Genomic DNA, 15,985 nt, shown 5'->3' with positions numbered 1-15,985 from the left:
ACCCGGGCGCGCCACCACCCCAAACACCCACCCCACCAAGCCAAACTCGCGGGCACGACCCAAATACGCCCGAAAACGACCCACTTCCGCGAAAATGCATCGCGTTCGGCGCACACCGTGACGGCGGAGCGAAAGCAGGTAAAGCGCGCAAGCCCGGAACCCAGCCTCTGCCTCGGCACTACCCGTCGAGCACACCGCCCCCGTGAAGTGCCCCGCACACGCGACGGCACACACCAAAACCGAGGACATTTCGCCGACACGAGCCAAATACGTTCAGAAACGGCTCGTGCTAGATAAAAAGCCTCGCGTACGGGGAGCGGAACCCGGTTACGTCTTGGGTACAGGGAGCGGAACCCGGTCACGCCTCGGGGTCGGGGAGCGGAACCCCGTCAGGCCTCGGGGCGGGGAGCGGAACCCGGTCACGCCTCGGGTGCGGGGCGCAGATACACACAGCGCCCCTCACCCGAACTCCGAAGAGAAAGAGGTGAGGGGCGCTGTGATGGGAGCCAGGCGCTCCGCGTTTTGCCTAGGCCAACTCGCGCAGTGGCGCGACCAGCGCTTGGCGCGACCAGCGCTTGGCGCAAAACGCTCCGCGTTTTGCCTAGGCCAACTCGCGCAGTGGCGCGACCAGCGCTTGGCGCAAAACGCTCCGCGTTTTGCCTAGGCCAAGCGCTGCTGCAGGTTCTCGTCGATTGCCGCGAGGAAGTCCTCGGTGGTGAGGAAGTCCTGCTCGGGGCCGACGAGGAGCGCGAGGTCCTTCGTCATCTTGCCCGACTCGACGGTCTTGATCACGACATCTTCGAGCGTCTGCGAGAACTCGATGAGCTCAGCGTTGTTGTCGAGCTTGCCGCGGTGCGCGAGGCCACGGGTCCACGCGAAGATCGAGGCGATCGGGTTCGTGGAGGTGGGCTTGCCCTGCTGGTGCTGGCGGTAGTGACGGGTCACGGTGCCGTGCGCGGCCTCTGCCTCGACGGTCTGCCCGTCCGGCGTCATGAGCACGGAGGTCATGAGGCCGAGCGAGCCAAAGCCCTGCGCGACGGTGTCCGACTGCACATCGCCGTCGTAGTTCTTGCACGCCCAGACGTAGCCGCCCTCCCACTTCATGGCCGACGCGACCATGTCGTCGATGAGGCGGTGCTCGTAGGTGAGGCCCTTCGCGTCAAAGAGATCCTTGAACTCTGCGTCGAAGACCTCCTGGAAGATGTCCTTGAACTGGCCGTCGTAGGCCTTCAGGATCGTGTTCTTCGTGGACAGGTACACGGGGTACTCGCGCGACAGTCCGTACTTGAACGATGCGCGAGCGAAGTCGCGGATCGAATCGTTGAAGTTGTACTGGCCCTGGATGACGCCGCCACCCTCGGGGAGGGTGACGACCTCGAACTGCTGCGGCTCGGAGCCGTCGGCGGGCTCGAACGTCATGGTGACCTTGCCGGGGCCGGCCTTGAAATCGGTCGCCTTGTACTGGTCGCCGTGCGCGTGGCGGCCGATGATGATCGGCTTGTTCCAGCCGGGCACCAGGCGGGGAATGTTCGAGATGATGATCGGCTCGCGGAACACGACACCACCGAGGATGTTGCGGATCGTGCCGTTCGGGCTGCGCCACATCTTCTTCAGGCCGAACTCCTCGACGCGCGCCTCGTCGGGGGTGATCGTGGCGCACTTCACGCCAACACCGTGCTTCTTGATCGCGTTCGCCGCGTCAATCGTCACCTGGTCGTCGGTCTCATCGCGGTGCTGAATGCCCAGATCGTAGTACTCGAGCGTCACGTCGAGGTACGGATGGATCAGCCGATCCTTGATGAACTGCCAGATGATGCGGGTCATCTCGTCGCCGTCGAGTTCGACGACCGTACCCTCAACCTTGATCTTCGCCAACGCTTCTCCCAGTGTCGTATTGTGTGAGCTCGGAGGCGCGCGGCTCAGTGTGCGCCACGCGCTGAATTCTTCCGGGCCGCGGCGGATCGTGCGCGCCGCGTGCCGGGTCCGGTAGGACCGGGAACCACTCTACCCGAGTTCTGCAGAGTCTCTCGGCGTCGAGATACTTCTCGTGCAGGTGATTCACACCCGCACCCGTATTTAGCCGGCCGGGACGGGTGCTGCGCGGTGCCGCTCGACCTGCTCGTAGTAGTCGATCAGTTCCAGCTTGCTCGCGGCGGCGCGGTCGATGATGACCGTGGCTTTCCGGTGCAGCTGCAGGGCACTGGCTGGGCACCGGCTCGCCAGCGGCCCCTCGACCATCGCGGCGACGGCCTCGGCCTTCGCGCTGCCCTGCGCGACGAGCAGGAGCTCGCCGGCGTCCAGGATCGTCCCGATTCCCTGCGTGATGCTCTGCAGGGGGACGTCCGCGAGGCTGTCGAAGAACCGCGCGTTGTCCTCGCGCGTCCGCGGCGACAGCGTCTTCTGTCGGGTACGCGATCCAAAGGAGGATACGGGCTCGTTGAACCCGATGTGCCCGTTCGCGCCGATCCCGAGCACCTGCAGATCGATGCCGCCGGCTTCGGCGATCAGCCGCTCGTAGTCCGCTCCCGCCGCGGCCAGATCCGGGGCGTTCCCGTCGGGGACGTGGACGCGGGCGGGATCGAGTCCCAGCGGCACCGTGACCGTGCGGTGGATCACCGCGTGGTAGCTCTCGGGGTGCGCGTAGTCGATGCCGGCGTACTCGTCGAGGGCGAAGCCGCTCACCGCGCTGCAGTCGAGCTCGCCGCGGCGCACACGAGCGGCGAGCGCCTCGTACGTGCCCAGCGGGGACGATCCGGTCGCGAGGCCGAGCACCAGTTCGGGGGTCCGCTGGATCCGCGCGGCGATCCGTGCAGCGGCTCGCTCAGCGACCGCCGCCGCATCCTCGACGATAACAACGTCCACATTTCCTCCAGCGGGGTTGGCGCGGCGGCGAAGCGTCGCAATGAACGGGCCCGGGTCGGAAACCGCCGGGCGGCCGCAGTTCTCTCCCCCCAGAATAGGGGCACGAACCCCGCCCACCCTGCACGTCCCCGCCAGCGGCGGCACGCGGCGGCACGCGGCGGCACGCGGCGGCACGCGGCGGCACACGCACCACCCGGTGCCACGCACCGGCAGCGCCGCTACACGGGGCGGACCTCCACGGCGGTGAGTTCGGTGCGGGCGTTCACCCCGAGCTTCTTCATCGCTCGAGCGAGGTGGTTCTCGACGGTGCGGACGCTGATCGACAGCCGATCCGCGATCTCCCGGTTCTGCAACGTCTCGGCGAGCCGCGCGATCTCGTGCTCGCGCTTGGTCAGCACGGCCTCAACTTGCACGGTCGGCGGGGCCGCCGTGGGAACCTCGGTCACCGAGCGGAGGGTGCGCAGCCCGCGGATCGTCTCGTTGACCTCCTCGAGGAAGGGCTCCGCTTCGGGTCCCACGCCGAGGGGCGAACGCGCGATCGCGTTCAGCAGCGTGATCGCGGTCGCGGCCTCGGTTTCGCTGCGCAGGAGTTGGCCCTTGCGTGGCAGATCCGGCTCCCGCCCCAGGGCGCTCCGGATCAGGCCCATCAGCGCCTCCGTGCCGTATCCGCTCCGGTCCGAGAGTGACTCCATCTTCGCGAACACCTCGGGCGTCGGCCGCTCGATAAACGCGATCAGCGCGTAGGACCACGCGGCGGGCACGAGCTCGGCCGCGTGGCACCGCTCGGACAGCGCCATCAGGAGGTCGACGGCGCGATCGCGTTCCTCAGCGATCAGGAGCTCGATGGCCTCGCCGAATTCGGGGTGCATCGCCGGCAGCGGCCCGTAGAACCCGGGATAGCGTGCCGTCTCCGCGAGCACCGAGCGCGCCAGGTCGGGTTCGCCGTGCACGTAGTGGAGGTAGGCCGCCCACCGCACCTGCGCGCAGAAGAAGTCGGCGAAGGAGAGGTTCGGGGTGCCGAGCGCGAGGGTGACGCTCACGGTTTCGGTGGCAAGCTCGTCCCGGAAGGTGGCGGCCTCGAGCCGCGAGAGGAAGTAGGCGCCGACCGTGACGGCGCGGTAGTCGCCCGCGGCGCGGGCGTCCGCCAGCGACTGACGGAGTCCGCGCTCGTAGTGCTCGGGGCTGTCCAGCCGCTCGCTCAGGATGGTGTTCGCGATTTCGGTCATGTGCACCTGCAGGATCGCGGTGCTCTGGATCGCCGTCATGCTCAGGGGCTCCGTGATCCGGCCGCTGACCACCCCGATGAAGTGCCGGATCGCCACGGAGAACCCGTCTTCGCGGGCGCTGGCCTGCGTCCACCACGCCTCAACGGGCGGGGTCATCCCGGTGTAGGAGAACAGCAGGTACGCCTCGAAGGCTTCGGCCGCGGCGCGCACCATGGGTGCCGTCTCGCTCAGCACGATCTCGTGGATCGGTCCCGCAGCGGTGGCGGGGTCGGTCTGGGCGATCACGAACATCCGGTGCAGGGTGAGTCGAATCGCGTAGATGCCGTCGTCCGCGCACGGGGTCTGCGCGATGATCTCGCCGCTGTCCCGCACGTAGTCGTCGGTGGCGAGGAGCAGATCGAGGTAGGCGACCGCGGTCTCCGGGGAGCGTGATTGTTCCCAGTCCCGGGCAGCGGCCGCGAGCCGGTAGGCGGTGTCGGCCCGGAAGAACCGGTCCATTCCCGTGCCCCGGTTCTCGGAGCGATCGAAGGTGAGCGCCTGCGACACGTGCGCCGCCATGCGCGCACGTGCGCGCTCGTAGGGCGCGGGGTTCGGCAGCGATTTCAGCAGCCCCATCGCCTCGTAGTGGAGCGGCGTGACCGGCTGGTCTTGGAAGTAGTCGATGATCAGGCTGGGCCGCGGGGCGACGGAGGTCGCGTCGCCCGCGTCGCCGAACGTCGTGAGGAGACCCTTCTGGGAGAGGGCGATCAGTTCCTCCGCCGCAACATCCTGGAAATCCTCGGTGGCCGCGCTCTCGGCGATCGCGAGCGCGTGCAACGCGCGCAGCTCGCCACGGCGCAGGTCGCCGAACATCTGCTCCACGGTCGTGCGGAGGTGCACGTTCCACAGCGACGAGGCGTGCAGCGCCCAGCCGCTCTCGTGGCGCACGATCCGCCGTTCCCGCACCGCGGAGCGCAGGATCGCGACGGCGATCCCCGCCATCCCCGAGGACATCGACAGTACTTGGGAGAGCACCTCCGGCTGCGCCGGGGCACCGAGCACGCGCTGGGCGAGCACGCTGAGTTGCGCATAGCCGAGTGGCGCGAGTTCGAGTCGAGCCTGCGTACGGATCTTGTTCAGTGCGGAGCGGCCGTGCCCGTCGAGCATCACGAACGGCGGCGCGACGACCACGATCGGGATGTTCCGCCGCTGACGCACCTGTTCGAGGAGGTAGGCGGAGTTCAGATCGAGATAGTCGGCGTCGTCGACGAGGATCACCGGGTGCCCGATCGATTGCAGGCCCTGCATCAGCTCGTCCACGATGTCGCTCTCGCTCTGCGCGCCGCGCAGCCGCACGAGCCCCGCCTCGCGGAGCGCCACATAGGGCTGGTCACGGAAGGGTCGCCGCCCGGTCACCTGGAAGGCGGTGTAGCCGCGGGATTCGAGATCCTGCGCGAGCTGGCCCAGCAGGTAGGTGCGGCCCGTCTCCGGGGGTGCGACCAACCGCACCGACTCCCCGTCGAGGACCAGTGCCCGGATTTCTCGAACCTCGCGTGTGCGCATCCGTAGCTCCCCATGCCGCACCGCCCCTTCGGAGCGGTGATCTCTGTGCAACTGTACTCGCCTAGTTTTTCGCACGGACCGCCGCATCGCAATGACTTCCGGCTCTCGGTATGGGAAACCCCCGATCTCGCGACCGTCGGGATCTTCGGGTCCCGGCGGATCCCGCTGCCGGGACCCAATTCTGGACTTGCGCACCCCCCAGCACCCGGTAGCCTGGGAGCATGACCGATCTCAGACTCGAAGAACTCTCGGCAGCGACGATCGTCGCTGTGAACACGCTCGGTCTGAAGCCCGGGCAGGAACAGTTCGTGACGCCGGTGTCCTACGCCGCCGCCGCGGCCGTCACCCCCGCGCACACCGCGTGGCAGCGCGTGGTCCTCGACGGATCCGAGGTCGTCGGATTCATTCACGGGCATTTCGATCCTGATGCCGCTGAGGAAGAGTTCCGGGCCGCCCTGTGGCGGATCAACGTGGACGCGGACGCCCAGGGTGCCGGCGTCGGCACCTTCGCGGTCGACGCGCTGATCGAAGAGGCTCGGCGGCGTGGAGTGTCGCGGCTGACCGTGCTCTGGGAACGCGGTGAGGACGGCCCCGAGGAGTTCTTCTTGCACATCGGCTTCGTCCCGGTCGGGGAAACCCCCTACGGCGAGGTCATCGGCGCCATCACGCTGTAGCCGGGAGTGACCGGCACTTCCGCTCCCACCTCGCGCGGGATCCTCGCTTCGGTCGGGTCGTCTCTCGCGTTTGCGGGGGTCTATTTCGTCACGCCCATGCTCGCCCCCGCCTCCGCGGAAGCGGTGTGGGGGATCCGCAATCTGGTCACGATCCCGCTCATCGTGTTGGCGCTGCTCGTGGTCCGGCAGTGGCATCTCGTTCGCGATATCGCCGCGCGGATCCGGCGCAGGCCGCTGCTCGCGGTCGGCGTGTTCGTGTGCGGTCTGCTGGTGTCCGCCCAACTGTGGGTGTTCAGCTGGGCACCACTCCACGGCCGTGGGCTGCAGGTTGCCCTCGGGTATTTCCTGCTTCCGCTCGTCCTCGTGGTCATCGGGAAATTCCTTTACGGGGATCGCCTGGTGTGGTGGCAGTGGGTCGCCGCGGCGATTGCGGCCGCGGGCGTGGCGGTCGAGCTCGTCCGGGTCGGCGGGGTGTCGTGGGAAACCTTGCTCGTGTCCCTGGGCTACCCCGTGTACTTTGTGCTGCGTCGCGCACTGGGCACGGCCCATCTCGGGGGCATGTTCTGGGAGTTCGTCGCGGTCGCGCCGTTCGCCGTGGTGTTTCTCGGCCGGGAGCTCGCCGCGGGAGCGTCGACCGCCGCGAACCCGGCACTGTGGTGGGCTGCCCCGGTCTTCGCACTGTGGACCGGCGTCGCCCTGATGCTGTATCTCACGGCCTCGCGGCTGCTCACCATGAGCCTGTTCGGGCTGCTCAGCTACCTCGAGCCCGCACTGTTGGTGGTCGCCTCGCTCCTCAACGGCGAGCGCATCGCCGCGGGTGAGTGGGTCATTTACGGCGCGATCTGGACCGCCGTGACGGTGCTGCTGCTCGGCGGCGTCATGACCCTGCTCGCGGAGCGGCGCGCCGGCCCGCGCCCCGACCCCGATACCTCAGGCTAGGACCGTTCTGCGAGGTTCCGCGGACCGCTCGGGACCGTCGAGATACGCCCTGCGCGATCTCGCGCCCGAAGGGGGCGCGACGCGTGTAGGGTTCTCAGCATGAACGATGCGACGGACACGACTTGCGGCCACGTCACCCACGGCTACATCGATCACAAGGATGATCTCTTGAAGCGACTGCGCCGGGCCGAGGGGCAGGTCCGTGGAGTCCACCGCATGGTCGAGGAAGACGTGTACTGTATCGACATTCTGACGCAGGTGTCCGCCGCGACGAAGGCGCTTGAGCGCGTCGCGCTTGCGCTGCTGGATGACCACCTGCGCCACTGCGTCGCGTCCGCCGCCGCGGACGGCGGAGCGGTCGCAGCCGAGAAGCTCGAAGAGGCGTCCGCGGCGATCGCGCGTCTCGTGCGCTAAATTCAGGCCGCCGGGGTGGACCGTGCTCGGCGAAGGTGGTGTCTGCCAGGCGGCCGATCCCCATCGCCCGCCTGGCAGTTCCTGTCGCGCGCAATCGCGCGAGAGGATTCCCCGTGCATTTGTTTCGCGCCTTCCCCTGAAGGCGCCCCGCCGAGCCTGGCTGCATCCAGTGATCCCCGCGGGGTCGGTGTCTCTTCGCGATAGGGAGGGGACGGTCCGACGCCTCAACGATATCGGACCGCGCACATACCGGGGGGAGGCATGCCGAATTCGACCTGAACTTCACCCTGCAGCTCACCCGGCGGCACCGCGAGGAGCCGCCGCCCGCGCGGTCTGCCGGGCGACACGGCGGACCCGTCAGACGAGCCCGCGCCGCTGCGCTTCCAGCACCGCCGCGCTGCGCTGCGAGACCTCGAGCTTGCGGTAGATCGAACGCAGCTGCGTCTTCAGCGTATTGAGCGAAATGAAGAGCGTGGCCGCGATCTCGTCACGGGCGTGACCCGCAGCGAGCAACCGTAAGACTTCGATCTCTCGCTCGGTGAGATGGCGGCCAGTGGTCCCGGCGGCGCGCGCGAACGGGCCGGCCGGCGCGTCGGTCGCGGGCCAGCCGGCGACATTCGCCTCGGCGAACTCCCGCACCTGCAGATCAAACTGGCGGGCATCTTCCACCGTAAAGGCACCCGGCAATCGCATTGCGCCGTCGAGCACGCTCCGCACTTCGTCGAGCTCGTCAAGCCGCAGGTGCGCGGCGGCCAGGATGACGTGCCGCCACACCGCGATCTGGCGCATGTCTCGATCCGGCTCGGGCATGTCGAGCACCCGCTGGAGCGCGCGGCGGGGCTGTCCGAGGTTCAGGCTCACGAGCGCCTGCATCAGATAGCTGCGCTGCAGGCCGGGATCCACGGTGGCCAGGTGCACCTCGGCGCCGCGTGGATCGTCAACGCCCAGCCGTAAGCAGGTGCGGACGAGAGCGATGATGCTGCCCGGGTAGCCGACGCCGGGCACGCGCGTCAGCGCCATGCTGTCGAGCCGTTCAAGCATTCGCTCAGACTCCGTGTAGGCCCCGCGCATCGCGAGCACCCGGTTCCGCGCGATCACATAGTAGGGCCAGATCTCCCCGATCTGGCCGAGCGGGATCTCGGCGATACGCTGCTCGGCAGTCTCATGGTGGGGATCGAGGATCGCTTCGACGACGGCGAGGATTGCATCGATCCCGGGTTCCGACCAGCTGGTCGACCGCTCGATCTCGCGCGCTTCGCGCAGACGCACCCGCGCGTTCTCCAGACTGCCCTCGCATGCTTCGAGGAGCGCCTCTTTCGCACAGGCTTCGCGGAGGAGGCATCGCAGCACGGGCGATGGCGGGTGCATTCGGGCCTCCCCGAAGAATCCGAGCGCCTGTGAGAGCTCGCCTGCGAGCATCGCGGTGGTCCCGAGTTGCACGGAGAGAAACAGGTTCCAGCCACCGCGCCGGTCGAACACCGAGTCCAGCCCGATTCGGGCGGCGAGCACCTGCGCGCTTGCCGCGAGGGCGGCGTCCGTGCGGCCGGCCACGCGGTGCTCGTACATCTGCACAAAGGCGTCAGCTTCGGGGAGCACGGCCTCGTTCAGCCGGGTGCTCTGCAGTGGCCTCGGGACCGGGTCGCCCAGCAGGAACGCGTAGACCGCGGCGACGACGCTGTCCTGGGGCGCGCCCCGAGAGATGAGGTCTCCGAGCAGCTCGCGCAACCGGTGCGGGGCACAGCCAAACCAGATCTCGAGCGCGTGCAGATCGAAGTACATGAGCGCCGGTTCGATGGCGTCATGCGCGCACGCCAGCTGGAACTCTCGGACCGAGTCGTCGAGCTGTCGCATTACAGGAGTATTGAGCACACCACCCCCCGGGGTCACTACGTGGTCCTGCGCTTCAGCTTACTGAACACCACCCAGAATCCCGCATCGGGGCTTCATAGGCAGCACCATAGGAGCGCGGCTGCGTCCGCGAGACCGCCCTGACCGCTCGCCACGACCGCACCCTTGCGCCGAACGCGGGCTCGGAGGACGATGAGGGTATGAGCGCACACGAGATTCCCCCGCAGACCCCGGCTTCGACCCCCGCGCACGGCGGATCGCCCGCAGAAGCGAGCTTTTCCCTGTTCGGCGCGTTCCGCATCAGCTCCTCGCATCCCGTCGTGCTCGACGGGCGGGACGTTCCCGTGATCGTGCAGGAACTGGAAGATGTCGCCGGCTCACTCGCGGACGAGGGCGTGACGGTGCGCGGGTGGTACGACGTCAGCGGGATCCGCTCCGACGCGGACCTGCTGGTGTGGTTGCACGGTGCCGAGATTGAGGACCTCCAGTGGGCGCTGCGCCAGTTGCGACGCAGCGCCCTGCTCCGTCCGTTGATCCGCTCCTGGAGCGCCCTCGGCATCGAACAGACGGAGGATCCGGCGTTGGCGGAGCGTCAGCCCGAGAGCTGGATCATGTGCGCCACGGCCGCATATCCCCACGAGATGCTGGTGCCCCGGGAGCTCGCCGACATCGCGCTGCGGAGCTACGCGACCGCTGGGCAGGCGGACGCGCGCTGGCTCCTGGTCGCCGAGAGCGACGATCCCGCAGCCCTGATCCGGCTGGCGCATGACCCGCAGGACGAGTCCGCGGCGCTCACGACGGGCACCGTTTTCACGGGTCGCTTCATCGAGCCCGCCGAGATCGTCGAGGTACTGCAGTAGCTCGCCGCCGCGAGCGGGCGGCCTACAGGCCCGAGTACGCGTGCAGGCCCTTGAAGAACACGTTCACGATCGCGAAGTTGAAGATCACGGCCGCGTAGGCGATGATCGACAGCCAGGCGGAGCGGGTGCCGCGCCAGCCGCGGGTCGCTCGGGCGTGGATAAAGCCGGCGTAGAGCACCCAGATCACAAAGGTCCAGACTTCCTTGGTGTCCCAGCCCCAGTATCGGCTCCAGGCGGCTTCCGCCCAGATCGATCCCGCGATGAGCGTGAAGGTCCAGAACACGAAGCCGATGATCGCGAGCCGGTACGACAGGTCTTCGAGGCGGGTGGCTTTCGGAATGCTCGTCAGGAAGTTCATTCCGCCGGGTTCACCCACGGCGATCTTCGCCTCGCGGCGCGTCTGCAGGAGTTGCAGCACGGAGAGGCCGAAGGAGAGCGTCAGGAAGCCGACGGCGAGCACCGCGACCAGGATGTGGATCACGAGCCAGTAGGAGTCCAGGGCGGGCTGCAGCGGCACGATCGGGACGTAAAAGTTCACCTTCGTCACGCCGAGGAAGAGCACCGCCATGCCGGTGACCAGGGTGCCGAGGAAGCGCAGGTCCACGAAGAACTGGACGAGCAGGAAGATCAGCATGATCGAGCAGGTCGCGGTGAGCGCGAACTCGTACATGTTGGCCCAGGGCACCCGCTCAGCGCCGATGCCGCGCAGGATCGTGGCGGCGAGGTGCAGAATGAAGCCCAGGACGGTCAGTGAGAACCCGACGCGCAGGGAGCGCGAGCGGCGCTCTTTCTCCAGGGTCGGCGCTGCCGCGGTGCGCGTCAGGGTGGCGACTCCGCCCCCCGCTGCGGCCACGTCAGCGGCGGTCTTGCGCGAGGCAGCCGCAGCGTCTCCGCTCCGGTTCGCAAGGTCGACCGCGTAGAACACGAACGCGATCGCGTACACGATCATTGCCGAATACAGCGCGATCGTCGAGAAGGTTTCCAGCTCACTCAGCACAGTTTCTCAGAGTAGCCCTCTTCACCGCGTACTGCCTGAGAAATCCCCGCTCGGCCGGGCCCGCAGCCGCGGGAAGATCTGCTAGCCCCGCGGGGTCACCGATACCGCGAACTGAATGGGTTCGAGCCCACCCTGCTCGTGGGTGAGCGTCACCTCGGTGGTGCCCACATTGGTGGCGGCGATCCCGGGCGTGAACTCCGCCCCGTCGTCGCGATACCCCTGGGCGAAGACCGCGATATCCGGGTCGGCGATCGCGGCCCGGTAGCTCGCGACGTCGAGGTGTGCCGTATCGATCCTGAGCACCTGCCCCACGACCAGATCGACCGTGGTGCCCGCAAGTTCGCTCGCGGGCACGGTCACCGGCGCGATCACGTCGCCACCGATCAGGGCCTGCTCTTCGCTCGCTCGCGTCGCCCCCTCCGAATCGGCGCGCCCGTGATTCAGCGTGCCGCAGCCCGCGAGGCCCGCGACCAGCGCGAGCGCAATCACCGAAGTTCCCCACCCCATGTTCCGCATGGGCTCAGTCTCTCACCGGCCCGCCTCGCGCACCAGCCCGGATTCTCGCGGGCGAGCAGATCCGTTGGGCAGACACCGGGATGTAGCCCTAGAATTAAAATGGACGTTATCCAATATTGTCATTCGGGCAGGCACCCTTCGCGCCCACCCGGAACGGGGGAGAGACATGAGCACGAGCGAATCCGACAGCCGAGCGTCCCGCGCTGAGCGCACCGGCGGTGGCTGCCCCGTGGCGCACGCCGGCACCGGCAAGCCGCCGACCTCCGCGGCAGACCACGGCTACTTCGGCCCCGACAGCGTGAGCTGGCGGCTCTATTCCGACCCCTCCTCCAAGCTCGGCGGCGTCGCGGCCCTTCTCCTGCAGTCCCTGAACCCGATGATGATGCGCGTGTTCGACGGCACGAGCAACTACGCCGCAGACGTCGAGGGGCGCGGCGAGCGCACCGGGCAGTACATCGACACCACGATCTTCGGCGACCGCGCCCACGCCGACGCGGCCGGCGCGGCCGTGCAACGCCTGCACGCGGCGAGCGTGTGGACGGACCCGCGGACGGGCGAGGAGCTCCGCGCCGACACGCAGGAGTGGCTCGCGTGGACCCACAACTGCATCGTCTACGGCGTCCTCCGCGCCGCCGACGCCTTCGGTCCCACCCTCTCGGTCGCCGAGCAGGATCGCTTCGTCGCCGAACAGCACGAGGCCGCGCGAATCGTCGGCATCATCGGCGACGAGTTCTTGCCGGACACGCGGGTCGCGTTGGACCGCTACATCGACGACAACAAGGACTGGATGGCGCTCACCCTCCCCGCCGCCGAGATGACGCGCACCATGCGCAAGCCCGTGATCTCCGGCAACCCCATCAAGGTGTGGGCGGGCGTCAACATCCAGGACGGGATCCTGTCCCTCCTGCCCGACTGGGCGCTCCTGCTCTTCGGCATCGAGGGTCGTCCCATGAACCTGCGCGCGGCCGCCCGGGTGACGCGGCGGTTGATCGCTTCGGCCCGCGCCGGCAAGTCTTCGGAGGACCTCATCACCGAGGTCACGACTCGCGTCGAGACGCACCCGTACCGGAAGGTGCGTGCCCGGGGCTGAGCCGCGGCACGCAGCAGCGCGCCACAACGCACAGGACCGGGACGGGCGGCGCGCCCGTCCCGGTCCTGTGCGTGCGGGCTAGTTGCCCTGCTTGAGCGCCTGCAGGCGCTGGTCAACCTCGCTCAGCGAGCCGAGATCGTCGAGCTCGTTGAACTGCGCATCGAGCGTGGACGCGGCGAGCTCGGCCTGACCGCGCACCATCGCCTCCTGCCGCTTGACCTTCTCCTCGAAGCGGCCCAGCTCGCTCGTCGGATCGAGCACGTCGAGGTTCTTCACGGCGTCCTGGACCTGCGACTGCGCGTCGGCGACCTTGCCGCGGGAGACGAGCTCATCGCGCTTCGCCTGCAGCTGCACGAGCTTCTCACGCATCGTCTGCAGGCCGGTCTTCAGCTGATCGACGACCTGCTGCTGCGCGGTCACGCTCGGCTCCGCGGTCGCGACCTCCTTCTCGAAGGAGATCTGCTTGGACAGGGCCACGCGCGCGAGGTTGTCGAAGCGGTCAGCACCCGCCGAGTCGCCCGAGGCGCGCAGCGTTTCGGCCTGCGAGGAGGCCGCGGCGGCCTTGCTTCCCCACTCGGTGATCGCCTTGCGGTCCTCCTCGAGATCCGCCTCCATGAGCCGCAGGTTGCCGATCGTCTGGGCGACCGAGCTTTCTGCGTCGGCGATGCTGTTCTTGTAGTCGCGCTCCATCTGGTTCAGCATCTTCTCCGGGTCTTCCGCGGAGTCGAGCAGCGCGTTGATGTTTGCCTTGGCGAGCTGTGTAATCCGGCCAAGAATGGACTGCTTTGCCATATCGGCTTCCTTTCCTTCGTTCCACCGAACCAGCTCGGAGGAGATCAGTGCACCGGCCCTCGTGGGCGGGTGAGGTCTATCTGCGCGGCGTCTGCACGGTGTCGAGGTGCCCCTTAGAAGCGGCCCCCGCCGCCACGCCGGCCACCGCCGCCGGAGCCGCCGCCCATTGAGCCGCCGCCGTTCCAGCCGCCGCGGAACCCGCCGCTCGAACCGCTCCATCCGCCGCCACCGCCGGATCCGCCACCGCTGAGCAGCCCGCCCAGGATGCCCCCGAGCACGGCACCGCCAAAGCTGCCGTTCGAGCCTGAGCCGCCCGAGCCGCCGCCGTAGGCGCCGCCACCGCCCCAGCCGGAGACGTCAGCCCCGGCCAGTTGATACGCGGCCCGAGCGTAGCGTGTCGCCTGCTGCGCGGCCTGATACGAGCGCGTGGGGTCCGTCGGCGCGTAGTGCTCCGCGAGCTGGAGCTGTCGCTGCGCCTCCGCGAGGCGGGTCCGGGCCTCGGCGCCGATCGCTCCGCGTCGGGTTTCGATGAACTGCTCCACCGCGAGCACCTCGGCCCGGGCGGGGACGAGGGCCTCGTCGCGCGCGGCCTCCGCACGCCGGATCCGCTCCACGGACTCCCGCGCTGCGCCGATCGCGGCGTCGATCTGCACGTTTGCGGCCGCCACCGCCGAGAGCGCGCGGACGGGATCGCCCGCCACACCCTGCGTGAGCACCGCGTTCACCTGCTGCACCGCCGCCTCGAGCGCGGAACGCTCACCCACGGGTGCCGCGCCGATGAGCTGCGCCGCGGTCTGCAGGTCCGCCCGCAGATCCGCGGTGCCGGCGTCAAGCTGCGCCACGCTCTCGGCCAGTTCCACGGCCTTGGTGGCCGGGGAATCCGCGAGCGTCCCCGCCTGGTCGAGCGCGGCCTCCGCGGCGCGCAGCGACACCGCGGCCGCGGCCCGCTGCCCGGCCGCAAGTTCCTGCTCGGCGGAGGCGAAGCACTCTGCCACGAAGCTCAGGCGCACCTTGGCTTCGTCCAGGTTTGCCTGGAGCTGCCCCGTGATGGATTCCGCGTACTGCTGCGTGAGCGACGCGAGGGCTTCCCGACCCGCGGCGAGTCGATCCTCGACCCCGGGGGCCGCGGCCCGGAGTTGCTGCAGCACCTCGGGGGCGCGCTGCTCGACCTCGCGCAGGCGCGAGAACGACTCGGTGTGCGCGTCGAGCGATTCCTTGGCTTCGGTGCAGCGGGCGATAATCTCTTCGAGCCAGGCGCGCCGTTGCTCATCGGTGTCGGGGATGCTGTCATCGAGCTTCTGGCGCAGCTCGAACGCGGCTTGGAGCTGCGCTTTTGCCGCCCCGATCGCGGCTTCGAACGGTGCCGCAGCCTCCGCCCCAAACTGAGCCTGCGCAAACCCCAGCTCCTGCTCACTGCTCCGCAGGTCGTCGTCGACGCGCACCAGCAGGCCGCTCGCCTGGGTCTCGAGCTCCTCGAGCGACAGCACCACCTCACCGGTGTCGGCGTCCCGCTCACGCCGCTTCTTGCGCGCAACGAGGATCCCTGCCGCCACGCCACCCACGACCACCACGCCGCCGACCACCGCAATGGCAACGCCCGTCCCGTTGGACTCGGGGTTCAGCACGGTCTTCTCGATGCCCGTGAGCGTCTGGCCGACCACGCCCGTCCAGTCGCTCTCCTTCAGCGCTGGCCGCACATAATCCTTCACGAGCGTGTCGTACTGTGCGTCCGTGATCAGCGCGTTCGCTGCGTTGAGGTCGAAGAGCCGATCCTCGACCGCGATGCTCAGCAGCACCGCGTCGTCGCCGAGGAAGTTCTTCTGCGCGGTTGCGGCGCCCCAGGCCTCCGGGTTCTCGGGGGAGCTGAACTCGTCCACGTAGACCACGAAGAGCTGAACGCCGTGCTCGGCGGCGAAGCCCCGGACGGAGGCCTCAAGCTTGCTCGTTTCGGATCCCAGCACCGCCTCGGATGTCGCATCCACGATGTAGGAACCGCTGAGCGAGGGCGGGGACGTCGCCGGCGTGGGCACCACCGCGACGGACGCGGCTGGGAGGAGTGTCGTCAGCGCCGCAACCACCGCGAATCCGACTATCGTTGCGACCCGCTTCATCCCGGCTCCCTCAATCGCGGTGCCGACGTGCACCGCCTCGTTCTTAGGCACATTCTATGAGTGAACCTGTTCGCTGCACTAGTAGCAACCTCGCGCCCTCTAGGCTGGTCCGTG

Annotated in this window: 13 protein-coding genes; 5 read left to right on the top strand and 8 right to left on the bottom strand. The window is 68.6% G+C overall.

Annotated elements, in window-relative coordinates; translation table 11 throughout:
• Positions 1-660: 660 nt before the first annotated feature.
• The 3 genes from D3230_RS13935 to D3230_RS13925 all read right to left on the bottom strand — a co-directional run bounded on the left by D3230_RS13935 (position 661) and on the right by D3230_RS13925 (position 5,630).
• The gene (locus D3230_RS13935; protein ID WP_202345643.1) at positions 661-1,875 is read right to left on the bottom strand and encodes an NADP-dependent isocitrate dehydrogenase; all 1,215 of its coding nucleotides are present in this window, start codon (positions 1,873-1,875) and stop codon (positions 661-663) included.
• A gap of 201 nt (positions 1,876-2,076) precedes the next feature.
• Complete coding sequence (gene nagB / locus D3230_RS13930; protein WP_202345642.1) at positions 2,077-2,862, bottom strand: glucosamine-6-phosphate deaminase; 786 nt, start codon at positions 2,860-2,862, stop codon at positions 2,077-2,079.
• 218 nt (positions 2,863-3,080) lie between these two features.
• Positions 3,081-5,630, bottom strand: a complete 2,550-nt coding sequence (locus D3230_RS13925; protein WP_202345641.1) for a helix-turn-helix transcriptional regulator — start codon at positions 5,628-5,630, stop codon at positions 3,081-3,083.
• A 221-nt stretch (positions 5,631-5,851) separates the two neighbouring features.
• On the opposite strand from D3230_RS13925, the gene D3230_RS13920 reads away from it, so the two are divergent.
• The 3 genes from D3230_RS13920 (at position 5,852) to D3230_RS13910 (ending at position 7,657) form a co-directional block, all read left to right on the top strand.
• Positions 5,852-6,304, top strand: coding sequence for a GNAT family N-acetyltransferase (locus D3230_RS13920; RefSeq protein ID WP_202345640.1), 453 nt, complete (start codon positions 5,852-5,854; stop codon positions 6,302-6,304).
• Positions 6,305-6,310: 6 nt separating this feature from the next.
• The gene (gene rarD / locus D3230_RS13915) at positions 6,311-7,243 is read left to right on the top strand and encodes an EamA family transporter RarD (protein WP_202345639.1); all 933 of its coding nucleotides are present in this window, start codon (positions 6,311-6,313) and stop codon (positions 7,241-7,243) included.
• A gap of 99 nt (positions 7,244-7,342) precedes the next feature.
• Positions 7,343-7,657, top strand: coding sequence for a metal-sensitive transcriptional regulator (locus tag D3230_RS13910; protein WP_202345638.1), 315 nt, complete (start codon positions 7,343-7,345; stop codon positions 7,655-7,657).
• Between the two features lie 357 nt (positions 7,658-8,014).
• On the opposite strand, the gene D3230_RS13905 is transcribed toward D3230_RS13910, so the two are convergent.
• A complete protein-coding gene (locus D3230_RS13905; RefSeq protein WP_202345637.1) occupies positions 8,015-9,508 on the bottom strand; it encodes a helix-turn-helix transcriptional regulator in 1,494 nt (497 codons plus the stop codon).
• A gap of 197 nt (positions 9,509-9,705) precedes the next feature.
• On the opposite strand from D3230_RS13905, the gene D3230_RS13900 reads away from it, so the two are divergent.
• Entirely contained in the window at positions 9,706-10,365 is a 660-nt protein-coding gene (locus tag D3230_RS13900; protein WP_202345636.1) for a chlorite dismutase family protein, read from the top strand.
• A 22-nt stretch (positions 10,366-10,387) separates the two neighbouring features.
• On the opposite strand, the gene ccsB is transcribed toward D3230_RS13900, so the two are convergent.
• Both ccsB and D3230_RS13890 read right to left on the bottom strand, forming a co-directional pair.
• Positions 10,388-11,362, bottom strand: coding sequence for a c-type cytochrome biogenesis protein CcsB (gene ccsB, locus D3230_RS13895; protein ID WP_420029044.1), 975 nt, complete (start codon positions 11,360-11,362; stop codon positions 10,388-10,390).
• A gap of 81 nt (positions 11,363-11,443) precedes the next feature.
• On the bottom strand, positions 11,444-11,878 hold the full coding sequence (locus D3230_RS13890; RefSeq protein ID WP_202345635.1) for a hypothetical protein: 435 nt from the start codon (positions 11,876-11,878) through the stop codon (positions 11,444-11,446).
• A 166-nt stretch (positions 11,879-12,044) separates the two neighbouring features.
• Here D3230_RS13890 and D3230_RS13885 point away from each other — a divergent pair, with 166 nt between their 5' ends.
• Entirely contained in the window at positions 12,045-12,968 is a 924-nt protein-coding gene (locus D3230_RS13885; protein ID WP_202345634.1) for an oxygenase MpaB family protein, read from the top strand.
• Between the two features lie 78 nt (positions 12,969-13,046).
• Here the strand turns inward: D3230_RS13885 and D3230_RS13880 are convergent, their stop codons facing one another.
• Together D3230_RS13880 and D3230_RS16255 are read right to left on the bottom strand one after the other, a co-directional pair.
• Positions 13,047-13,760, bottom strand: coding sequence for a PspA/IM30 family protein (locus D3230_RS13880; RefSeq protein ID WP_202345633.1), 714 nt, complete (start codon positions 13,758-13,760; stop codon positions 13,047-13,049).
• Between the two features lie 113 nt (positions 13,761-13,873).
• Entirely contained in the window at positions 13,874-15,922 is a 2,049-nt protein-coding gene (locus D3230_RS16255) for a TPM domain-containing protein (protein ID WP_202345632.1), read from the bottom strand.
• Between the last annotated feature and the right edge of the window lie 63 nt (positions 15,923-15,985).

This window comes from Leucobacter chromiireducens subsp. solipictus, from assembly GCF_016758195.1.
Taxonomy (GTDB): Bacteria; Actinomycetota; Actinomycetes; order Actinomycetales; family Microbacteriaceae; genus Leucobacter; species Leucobacter solipictus.
Note: the sequence above shows the minus strand (reverse complement) of the source record. Positions and strands in the feature narration are given on the sequence as shown.